5 protein-coding genes are annotated in these 3,827 nt (G+C 68.7%); 4 read left to right on the top strand and 1 reads right to left on the bottom strand.

The genetic code is table 11. The features are described 5' to 3' along the window. Window positions 1-161: 161 nt before the first annotated feature. Window positions 162-611: a cupin domain-containing protein gene (locus tag WA805_RS27550; RefSeq protein ID WP_422285337.1), complete on the bottom strand. Its 450-nt coding sequence runs from the start codon at window positions 609-611 to the stop codon at window positions 162-164. Window positions 612-1,227: 616 nt separating this feature from the next. Here WA805_RS27550 and WA805_RS27555 point away from each other — a divergent pair. From WA805_RS27555 to WA805_RS27570, 4 genes are all read left to right on the top strand, one after another. After that, window positions 1,228-1,689, top strand: a complete 462-nt coding sequence (locus WA805_RS27555; RefSeq protein WP_422280126.1) for a Rieske (2Fe-2S) protein — start codon at window positions 1,228-1,230, stop codon at window positions 1,687-1,689. A 65-nt stretch (window positions 1,690-1,754) separates the two neighbouring features. Further along, entirely contained in the window at window positions 1,755-3,062 is a 1,308-nt protein-coding gene (locus WA805_RS27560; RefSeq protein WP_424565185.1) for a ferredoxin reductase family protein, read from the top strand. 8 nt (window positions 3,063-3,070) lie between these two features. Next, complete coding sequence (locus WA805_RS27565; protein ID WP_422280130.1) at window positions 3,071-3,472, top strand: FMN-binding protein; 402 nt, start codon at window positions 3,071-3,073, stop codon at window positions 3,470-3,472. Continuing rightward, window positions 3,465-3,827 (top strand): FAD:protein FMN transferase (locus WA805_RS27570; protein WP_425243793.1); only part of this gene is annotated, 363 nt, incomplete at its 3' end. The genes WA805_RS27565 and WA805_RS27570, both read left to right, overlap by 8 nt.

The following is a 3,827-nucleotide window of genomic DNA, read 5'->3' on the forward strand; positions in this document are numbered from 1 at the left end:
CTGCTACACCAGCGGGAACCGCGACCTGATTGCGGCGGATCCGGCGTGCTGGGGGGAGAAGCCCCTGGGGCCGGCGGCGGAGGAGGAACCACCGCCGGGGTGCCGGGTTCGCCGCGGCCCCGCGGGAGGCGGGCGCGGGGAGCTGGGTCATTCGGTCAGCGTCACTCCTGGACGACTATCGGGAGGCTGAGCAGGTCTGCCAGGTGACGGGGCAGCTCCACGACGACGCGGCTCTCCGTCTCCGTTGGGTCCGTCTCCGTTGGGTCGGTGCGCGCGACGACGGCGATCGCGGTCACGTCCCCCCGGTTCACCGGCAGGTGCGGCGTCCCCGGCGGGATGTACATAAAGTCCCCGGCGCGTACCACGGTCCGCTTGGCGAGGCCGTGGCCGTGCCAGACCTCGGTCTGGCCGCTGACGGTGTAGATCGCGGTCTCGTGCCGATCGTGGAAGTGCGGTATGCCGCGGCTGCCCGGCGGGATCATGACCAGGTTGAGGCACAGGCCCTGAGCGCCGGCGGACTGTCTGGTGACCCCGGACGCGAGGCCGATGCCCTGAGCGCCGTCGGGACCGCGTCCTGAGCGGATGAGCACGCAGTCACCGTGCGTGCTCATGTCTGGGCGGGGTGGCGCACGGCGGAGCCATTCATCGACCTTGCTAACTCTAAGCATTTGATCGTGTCCCATCCGTCATGCCTTCTCTGGCAAGATTATGGCGCTACGTACAGAAATAAATACTCCTCGTGAGGACATAGCGACATAACCAGTAGGTAAGCAACATCTACCTTTCACGATACATCGATCAGCGTTTATCAAGGTCAAATGGATGGCGACCGCAGATGTCAGCGCAAGTTGCTATGAAAGCTCTCTGTAAGTGACCGGATGGCACCCGGCAAGGAGATTACGCTCCGCTACGATCATGAGCAATCCAGCCAGTGATCGCGCATTGTGACCACGCCGACGCCCCGGCCGCCTCGCCATCCCTTACGACACGGTAACGACGGCCCCTGAACCCATCCGGAGCCCGCTTCGTTCTCGTAGCAAGGAGGAGAACGTCAGGCAGCGGCGCCCGGAACCCCCGGCCACAATGCATGGCCACAATGCATGGCCACAATGCGCGGCCACACCACGGACTCACCCACTACCGACTGATAGAAGAGGATCTCTTGTGACACAAGAACCACAGCAGGACACGCGAGCAACCCGAGCAAGCCGGAGTACCCGGCGGGGCGTGCTGGCTGGTGTCGGCCTCGTGGGTCTGGCGGGTGCGGTCAGCGCCTGCGGTTCTGGCGGTCCTAGCAGTTCGTCCGCGGGCACCATCGCCGGCGCCCCGCCGGCCACCACCGGCGCCGGGTCCGCTCCCTCCTCCGCGTCGGGCGGCGGTGGCAGCACAGCCAGGGCGCAAGGCTCCGCGCTGGCCACCACCAGCGAGATCCCGGTCGGCAGCGGCAAGATCTTCACCAGCGAGAAAATCGTCGTCACCCAGCCGAACTCCGGCGATTTCAAGGCATTCAGCGCCGTCTGCACGCACATGGGCTGCATCGTCAGCACGATCTCGAACGGCACGATCGACTGCCCGTGTCACGGCAGCCAGTACAGCATCAGCACCGGCGCGGTCGTCGGCGGTCCGGCGCCCAGCCCGCTGCCCGCCCAGACCATCAAGGTGACCGGAAGTAACATTTTCCTAGGCTAATCAGGCCCAGGCTAATCAGGCCCAAGCTAATCAGGCCCAAGCTAAATCAGGGAGGCGAGGGATCGGTGGCTACCGCCGTCGGCCCGCGGGCACTGCTGACGGCCATCGCGGCCGGCGCGGCCGCCGTCCTCGTCCTCTGGTGGCACAGCACCCTCAGCCTCGCCGGATTCGGCGGCTGGCTGACCGGCGCCGGAGAGATCCTCGGCCTGCTGGCCGGCTACTCCGTCGTCGTGCTGGTGCTGCTGATGGCCCGCATCCGGCCCATCGAGCGCGTGGTCGGCGCGGACCGGCTGGCCCGGTGGCACGCCATGGGCGGCAGGTACGTGATCGGGCTGATCAGCGGCCACGCGCTGGCGATCACCTGGGGCTACGCCGTCACCGCGCACACCAACCCGGTCAGCGAGACCGCGACGCTGCTCACCACCTACCCCGACGTGCTGATGGCGACGGTCGCCTGGTTCCTGCTGCTCGGCGTCGCCCTGGTCTCCGCCCGCGCGGTGCGCCGCAGGATGAGCTACGAAACCTGGTACTACCTGCACTTCTACACATACCTGGCGATCGCGCTCGCGTTCAGCCACCAGTTCGCTGTGGGCGCCGCCTTCACCGGCAGCCTCATCGCGCGGTTCTGGTGGTCGGCCCTGTACCTCATCGTCGCGGCGCTCGTGCTCTGGTACCGGGTCGCGGTGCCCTTCAGGGACTACGCGCGCCATCAGTTCCGGGTGGCGGGCGTGCGCCAGGAGTCGCCGCACACCGTGTCGATCTACATCAAGGGGCGGCACCTGAAAGAGCTTGCGGCCGAGCCAGGGCAGTTCTTCCGGTGGCGCTTCCTCACCCGCGGCCTGTGGTGGCAGTCGCATCCGTACTCGCTATCCGCGGTACCGAGCGACGAGCTGATGCGGATCACGGTGCAGGGCACCGGCGACCACAGCGCGGCGGTCGCCAGGCTCGCCCCGGGCACCCGGGTGCTGGCCGAGGGACCGTTCGGCGCGTTCACGCCGCTCCGCACCAACCGGTCGGTCCTGCTGCTGGCGGGCGGCGTCGGCATCACCCCGCTGCGTGCGATGTTCGCCGCGCTCAGCGGCACGGTGACGCTGATCTACCGGGCGAGCACCTGGCAGGACATCGTGTTCCAGTCCGAGCTCGACGCGATCGCGGAGGCGCGCGGCGCGACGGTCCACTACGTCGTCGGCTCCCGGCGGGACTTCGGCGCTGACCCGCTGTCGGCGACGGCGCTGCGCCAGCTCGCGCCCGGCCTGCACCGGATGGACGTCTACCTGTGCGGCCCGCCCGGCATGACAGGCAGCGCGGTGGCGGCGCTGACCGAGGCGGGCGTGCCGCGCCGCCGGATCCACTACGAGTCGTTCGAGTTCTAGGAGGGAAAATGCGGCGGGCGATCCTTGCGGTCACCGCGACGGTCGCGGGTCTCGTCGCGCTGCTGTCGTTCAAAACCCATTCGTCGTCAGAACGTACGGTCGCGTCTCCCGAGCCCTCCGCCTCCCTGCCACCGGGCGAGCGCGCGATCACGGGGAACGTCGCTAACACGGCCTACGGCCCTGTCCAGGTCCAGGTCGTGGTCGCCACCACCAAGATCGTCAAGGTGAACGTCCTCGAGCAGCCGCAATCCACCGAGCACGACCTGCAGATCGGCCAGTTCGCGTTCCCGAAGCTGATCGGGGAGACGCTGAGCGCGCAGAGCGCGCGGATCGACTCCGTCTCCGGCGCCACCTACACCAGCGGCGGCTACATTAAGTCCCTGCAAAGCGCCCTGGACAACGGTGCCTAGCGCTACGTCGGCCGTCGACGTGCGGGTCCGGCACGCCGAGCACGTGATGGGGACCGTCGTGTCGTTCGACGTGCCAGGCTCGGCCTGCCACGACGGGTCGCTGGAGGCCGCGATCCGGTGGCTGCACTGGGTGGACCGCGTGTTCTCGCCGTACCGGGCGGACAGCGACGTGTCGCTGCTCGCCCGCGCCGAGGTCACCGTCGACGCGTGCGCCCCCGAGATGGCCGAGGTCCTCACCGCCTGCGCGGTCGTCCGCGACCTGTCCGGCGGGTACTTCACGGCGGCGCCCGGCGGCCAGTTCGACCCGTCCGGGTACGTGAAGGGCTGGGCGGTCGAGCGCGCCGCGGCGCTGCTG

It is taken from the genome of Trebonia sp. (genome assembly GCF_049794275.1).
In the GTDB taxonomy this organism is placed as follows: Bacteria; Actinomycetota; Actinomycetes; order Streptosporangiales; family Streptosporangiaceae; genus Trebonia.